Genomic DNA, 6507 nt, shown 5'->3' with positions numbered 1-6507 from the left:
ATCCATTCTTCCCTTGCCAGTTTTCCCGTTACCGTTTACTCTTTTCATGTGACCTCCTTGCTTTCCGTTGTTTTCGTTCAAAAACATGGTAGCAGGTGAGGTCATACCTTCGTTTCAACTAAGTTTAGGACACTTTCGAAATCACCGGACTTTTGTCCGGTTTTAATTAACAAAACTTGTATCCCCTCGCGGCTTATATTATCAGGTGGAACCGTTCTTCACAATGCAGGAACTGCAGGAAATTGTTAACACAGTCAATACTCAACGCCGAAGAACATATATATCAGCGATATGCGCAGGCAGGATTGACCCCGATCCCCAGTTATTCGCAACGCATTGAAATACAAGAGTATAAAAATAAAAATAGGACTTAAAAAAAAGACCCGGAAATGGTAAAATGTACGCTTGTGGCGCAGATGGTAACGAATTTAAATTCAAAGAGATAGAATGAGCGAAATAAACACCGGACTCATACCGGTTTCCATCGAGGACGAGTTGCGTTCCTCCTTCCTTGAATACTCCATGAGTGTCATCGTCTCGCGCGCCTTGCCGGACGTGCGTGACGGTCTAAAACCAGTTCACCGCCGCATTCTTTACGCCATGCATGGCATGGGAAACGTACACAGCAAGGCGTACAAAAAATCGGCCCGCACTGTCGGTGAAGTTATCGCCAAATACCATCCGCATGGAGACGTGGCGGTTTATGAGGCGCTGGTTCGGATGGCCCAGACCTTTTCACTGCGGTACATGCTGGTTGACGGGCAGGGAAACTTCGGTTCGGTGGACGGGGACTCCCCGGCGGCCATGCGTTATACGGAAGCGAGGCTGGCGAAAATAAGCGACGAGATGCTGGCGGACCTGGAAAAAGAGACCGTAAGCTTCATCCCCAACTACGACGAGTCCGAATCCGAGCCTGTCGTATTGCCGGCCAAAATTCCCAACCTGTTGATAAACGGCGCTGGCGGCATCGCTGTGGGGATGGCGACGAACATCCCGCCCCACAACCTCAGGGAGGTGATAGACGGCCTGGTCCATTTGATAGATCATCCGGAAAGCTCCATTGACGACCTGATGGAGTTTATCCCCGGCCCGGATTTCCCCACCGGTGGCGAAATCCACGGCTCCACCGGCATCCGATCGGCATATCACCTTGGGCGCGGGCTGATCATAATGCGCTCGAAGGCCACCATCGAGCCGATGGAAAAAGGGGATCGGGAGCAGATCATCATCTCCGAAATACCTTACCAGGTGAACAAGGCGCGCCTTATAGAAAAGGTCGCGGAGCTGACACGGGACAAGAAAGTCCCCGGCATTTCCGACATCCGGGACGAATCGGACCGTGAGGGAATGCGCATAGTTATCGAGCTTAAGCGCGACGCCATGGGGCAGGTGGTGCTAAACCAGCTTTACAAGCACACCCAGTTGCAGGAAACCTTCGGCGTCATCCTCATCTCGCTGGTGGACGGACAGCCAAAGCAGCTCAACCTCAAGGAAATGCTCCACCATTTCAAGGAGCACAGGATAGAGATCATCACCCGCAGGACCCTTTTCGACCTGGCCCGCGCCAGGGAGCGGGAGCACATCCTTTCGGGCTTTGCCAAGGCGCTGGACCATCTGGACGCGGTGATCGAACTTATCCGCAAGGCTTCCAGCCCGGACGATGCGAGAAAACAGCTTATCAGCCGTTTCGAGTTCTCCGAAATCCAGGCCAAGGCCATTCTGGACCTGCGGCTGCAAAGGCTCACCGGCCTTGAACGCCAGAAGATCATGGACGAACTGGCGGAGATATTGAAGACCATCGAACGGCTCACCTTTATCCGCGACCATGAGGAAGAGAAGCTTCGCATCATCAAGGAAGAACTGCAGGAGATAAAGACCAAGTACGGCGACGTCCGCAGGACTCGCCTTGTGCCGCTGGAAAGCGAAGTGGACGTGGAGGACCTGATCGCCAGGGAGGACATGGTGGTCACCATCTCCACCATGGGATACATAAAGCGCAGCGCGCTGGACATTTTCCGCGCCCAGAAACGGGGGGGCAAAGGAGTGCGCGGGATGAGCATGAAGGAGGAGGACATCGTAAACGAGCTTTTCGTCGCCTCCACCCACGACAACATACTGTTCTTCACCGACAAGGGGCGCGTCTTCCGCAAAAAGGTGTACGAGGCCCCGGAATCTTCCCGTTCCGGCTCCGGCAAGGCCGTGGTCAACCTGATCCAGCTTCAGCCGGGCGAAAAGGTGGCCACCATTTTCCCCGTGTCGGAGTTCAAGCCGGGGACATACCTTGTGACCACCACCCGGAAAGGGTACATAAAGAAGACCGACATGGAGGCTTTCTCCCGCATCCATTCCGGCGGCATCATCGCGATAGACCTGGAGGAAGGGGACGACGTCATCGCCGTCACCGTCACCGACGGGAACAAGAAGATACTTCTGACATCCAGGCTTGGAATGTCCATCATGTTCCACGAGAACGACCTTCGCCCCATGGGCCGGGTGGCCCGGGGGGTGCGCGGAATCAGGCTGGACGAAGGGGACACCGTGGTGAGCATGGTGGCGGTGTCCGATGAAGACCAGGACTCTTCCACCATCTTCACCATCAAGGAAGATGGATACGGAAAGCGCTCCGCCATATCCCTTTACCCGCTGCAAGGGCGCGGAGGCAAGGGCGTGATAGACATCAAGTGCGACGAGGAGTCCGGCGCGGTGGTGGGCGTGAAGCTTGTGAAGGACAGCGACGGGCTGATAATAATCAGCAAGAACGGCGTGGCCATCCGCACAGGCGCCGCCGAGGTGTCTCTCATCGGCAGGAACACCAAAGGGGTGCGCGTGATAAATGTCGGCGAGGGGGACAAGGTTGTGTCCTTCAGCTCAGTTTCCGACCAGGGGGACGCGGCGGCGGTCACTCCCAAGCCAGACGGAGAAGAGCCCTCCGGGAGCGAGAATATTGAGAGCGAATAGTCTTCTATCGGCGCTCCTGTGTGTGATCCTGTCGCTGGCCGCCTGTGGCGACAGGGATCAGGCCCTGTATGAAGAGGCCGAAAAACTGTGGCTAAACGGCCGCCAGTCCGAGTCCGTTTCCAAGCTGCGGGTGGTGGTGGAGGAATATCCCAGCTCTTCTTTCGCCGGCAGGGCGCTTTTCAAGCTGGGCGAAATTCATTACCTGGACTTGAACGAGCCGGACAAGGCGATAGAGTTTTTCGCGCGGGTGGGAGAAAAGGAAAAAAACGGCGAACTGGACCTTAAGGCGAAGAACTATATCGCCGAGATATACGAGCAGTCGCTCAAAAAATACGACCTCGCCGTGATGCAATACCAGCGCATCCTCAACGAACACAAAGGCAAGGTCAGCGAGGAGGAGTACCGCTTTAAAATTGGCTCGGCGTATTTCCGCAAAGGGGATTTTCAGCAGGCGATAGTGGAGTACCAAAGCCTTCTGGACAAGTATCCCGGCGGCGCTTACACGCTCGATTCGCAATATCAGATCGCCAACAGCAAGTTCATACTCAACGACGCCAAGGGCGCCTTGACGCTTTTCCAGAAAATCATGGAAGCTTCGCCCAAAAGCAAGTACGAGTATGACATCCGGCTCGGGATAGCCATCTGCTACGAGGAAATGGAGCAGCAGGCCAGGGCCCTGGAGGAATACAACGACTTGAAGCAGCGCTATCCGGACAAGCCGCTCATAGACCGTAAAATCGAATCGATAAAGAAGCGGCTTGCCAAGAAGAGCCAGCCTTCCGAAATCAAGAAAGTAAGGACGGTTCCAAATCCACATGCTAGACATTAAGCTTGTCCGCGAGAACGCCGCACAGGTCATAAAACAACTTGGGCGAAGGGGAGGGGAGGATTTTGGCCTTGAGGCTGTGATAAGCCAGGACGCGCAGAGAAGGGGCATGACCACCGCCTCCGAAGAGCTTTTAAAGACCCGCAACGAGATGAGCCGTAAAATCGGGGAGATGAAAAAGACGGGGGGGGACACGGAGGCGCTTCAAGCGCAGGTGCGCGAAATGGGGGACAGCATCAAGGGATACGAGGAAAAGCTCCGGGAGATAGAGGACAAAATCCGTTTCTCTCTTTTATGCGTCCCCAACATTCCGAATGACGCCACGCCGGACGGCAAATCGGAGGCGGACAACGTTGAAATACGCAGATGGGGAACGCCATCCGAGCTGGGCTTTGCCCCGAAATCGCATGTGGAACTGGGCGAAAGCCTTGGCGTGCTGGACTTTCCCCGCGCCGCGAAGCTTTCAGGGGCCAGATTCTCTCTTTACCGGGGCGCCGGAGCAAGGCTGGAACGGGCGTTGATCAACTTTATGCTCGACCTGCACATAAACGAGCGCGGCTATACCGAGATACTCCCCCCCTATATGGTCACATCGGAGACCATGACCGGCACCGGCCAGCTCCCGAAATTCTCCCAGGAGCTTTTCAAGCTTGAAGGGAGGGACCTTTGGCTGATTCCCACAGCGGAAGTCCCGGTGACGAATATGTACGCCGGTGAAATACTGGACGGTGAACAGCTCCCCATCAAGATGGCCGCGCACACCCCCTGTTTCCGCTCCGAGGCCGGATCGTATGGCAAGGACACCACTGGGCTTATCCGCCAGCACCAGTTCAATAAAGTGGAACTGGTGAAAATCGTGAAGCCGGAAGATAGCGAGGCGGAACTTGAAAGCCTGACGGCGGACGCGGAAGAGATATTGAAAAGGCTGAATCTGCCATACCGGGTGATCGCCCTTTGCGCTGGCGACCTGGGATTTTCGTCCGCGCGCACGTACGATCTTGAAGTGTGGATACCCAGCCAGGGGAGATACCGCGAGATTTCCTCCTGCTCCAATTTCACCGATTACCAGGCCCGCCGGATGAACCTGAAATTCAAGCGGGACAAAAAGGCAAAGGCCGAATTCGCCCACACGTTAAACGGCTCCGGCCTTGCTGTCGGGCGCACAGTGGTGGCGATAATGGAGAACTGCCAGCAGGCGGACGGCTCAATCACGATCCCCGAAGCGCTGCGGCCATATATGGGGGGGATGGAGAGGATAGGGAAAGGATAGTTTTTCTTAAAGTTTTGACTGCAAATAGCCGATTGACGCTTTTTTGATTTCTTTCGCCATCTGCACCGCCACTTTTCCCTCCTCATTCGTTATTGGTTCCCAATCACCAGGATATCTTGCTTCCACTGAATACCTGTTTAGCGTCCGCAGCCAGGCCAAATTGACATCGGGAGCCGATGCAGGAAGCAAATTCCTTAAAAGGACCAGATCATGTGTCTTGGGAAAATCGATTCCGTGATAAACAAGCAGGCTTTTCAGATATTTTTCGGCGCACTGTTGGGCATGAAAACATACGGTGTCGTATGGGCAATTATCCATTAAGGTAAGTGTATGTTCGGCGTTGAGCAAATCATGCTCCGCCTTCTCAATCCATTGTTGCGCCAGCTTTGCCCTGTCAGGTGGCGCGCTCATAAACCACCTTGCCATCTCTCATGGCTGGCCGGATTATTGTGCCAACTTCATCTTTATATTTTTCGATTTCCTCGGGCGTCACCACTATCAGGTCCAAAGGCAGTTTGCGGTCCGCCAATGCAAGGTCTATTTCCGCAGCTTTTTCCCGCTTTGAACCTTCAACATGCATCACAACAAGCAAATCAACATCGCTGTCCCGCCCCGGCGCTCCATGCGCATGGGAGCCAAACAGGATTATTTTCTCCGGCTGGAAACGGCTGGCCACCGTCTCCACCATTTTGTTGATAGCTTCCTGGGTTGTCATAATTCCTGTTTTTGTTTTAAAAGCATGATAATTATGCCATATAGTCCCGCCTATTCCTAATCACCCCCTCACCGCTTTCTGATATTCATCCAGCAGTTTCGCGTCGTCTATCGAGCCATGATGGTGGACCTGCCGCCATCCTGAATCCTGTGTATATTTGAAAACCCGCGTGGTGCGAATCGCCAGGGGTATCACAACGCCACCTTTAGAAAACTCTCCGCGCTCCCGCCCGGCGAACACCGCCATGTCGCCGCTGATATATTCCATGATGTCGTAAAATTCCACCCACACCCGCGCAGGGCCATTGAACACGCGGTCATAAAGGCCGGTTATCCCTTCGATGCCTCTTATGATCCCACCTAATGGATTGTTCAACTGGATGAATCCGTCATTCCGCCAGACCTGCCGCAACGTTTCTATTGACCTGTTATTAAACGAGAAATAAAACGTTTCAAGCGCAGCCTGCGCCCCTTCAAGGCCCGGAGCCGCCGCTTCGGAAAGTCTGTTCTTCGATTCGCGTCCGAAAACTCTTTCGTTTGGAGCCATTGCCGCATTTCTCCTTTTTCATTTCTAAATCCTTTCCCAAGATACTAAAATATGAAAGTGTCCTAAACTTAGTTGAAACGAAGGTATGACCTCACCTGCTACCATGTTTTTGAACGAAAACAACGGAAAGCAAGGAGGTCACATGAAAAGAGTAAACGGTAACGGGAAAACTGGCAAGGGAAGAATGGATTT

Annotated in this window: 6 protein-coding genes; 3 read left to right on the top strand and 3 right to left on the bottom strand. The window is 53.9% G+C overall.

Annotated elements, in window-relative coordinates:
• Nucleotides 1–447 precede the first annotated feature (447 nt).
• From gyrA to serS, 3 genes are read left to right on the top strand one after another with little or no spacing between them, the layout of a single operon-like run.
• Nucleotides 448–2958, top strand: a complete 2511-nt coding sequence (gene gyrA / locus HZB29_10660; protein MBI5816053.1) for a DNA gyrase subunit A — start codon at nt 448–450, stop codon at nt 2956–2958.
• Nucleotides 2945–3787, top strand: a complete 843-nt coding sequence (locus tag HZB29_10655) for a tetratricopeptide repeat protein (GenBank protein ID MBI5816052.1) — start codon at nt 2945–2947, stop codon at nt 3785–3787. Before gyrA ends, HZB29_10655 begins: the two co-directional genes overlap by 14 nt.
• The gene (gene serS / locus HZB29_10650; GenBank protein MBI5816051.1) at nt 3774–5054 is read left to right on the top strand and encodes a serine--tRNA ligase; all 1281 of its coding nucleotides are present in this window, start codon (nt 3774–3776) and stop codon (nt 5052–5054) included. The genes HZB29_10655 and serS overlap by 14 nt, the downstream gene beginning before the upstream one ends.
• Nucleotides 5055–5060: 6 nt before the next feature.
• Here serS and HZB29_10645 read toward each other — a convergent pair whose 3' ends face one another.
• From HZB29_10645 to HZB29_10635, 3 genes are read right to left on the bottom strand one after another with little or no spacing between them, the layout of a single operon-like run.
• Complete coding sequence (locus tag HZB29_10645; protein ID MBI5816050.1) at nt 5061–5465, bottom strand: HEPN domain-containing protein; 405 nt, start codon at nt 5463–5465, stop codon at nt 5061–5063.
• Nucleotides 5449–5769, bottom strand: coding sequence for a nucleotidyltransferase domain-containing protein (locus tag HZB29_10640; protein ID MBI5816049.1), 321 nt, complete (start codon nt 5767–5769; stop codon nt 5449–5451). The genes HZB29_10645 and HZB29_10640 overlap by 17 nt, the downstream gene beginning before the upstream one ends.
• A 60-nt stretch (nt 5770–5829) precedes the next feature.
• The gene (locus HZB29_10635; protein ID MBI5816048.1) at nt 5830–6315 is read right to left on the bottom strand and encodes a nuclear transport factor 2 family protein; all 486 of its coding nucleotides are present in this window, start codon (nt 6313–6315) and stop codon (nt 5830–5832) included.
• Nucleotides 6316–6507 lie beyond the last annotated feature (192 nt).

It is taken from the genome of Nitrospinota bacterium, from assembly GCA_016235255.1.
In the GTDB taxonomy this organism is placed as follows: Bacteria; Nitrospinota_A; UBA7883; order UBA7883; family JACRLM01; genus JACRLM01.
The sequence above is the reverse complement of the archived record's forward strand: the minus strand, read 5'-3'. Positions and strand labels throughout refer to the sequence as shown.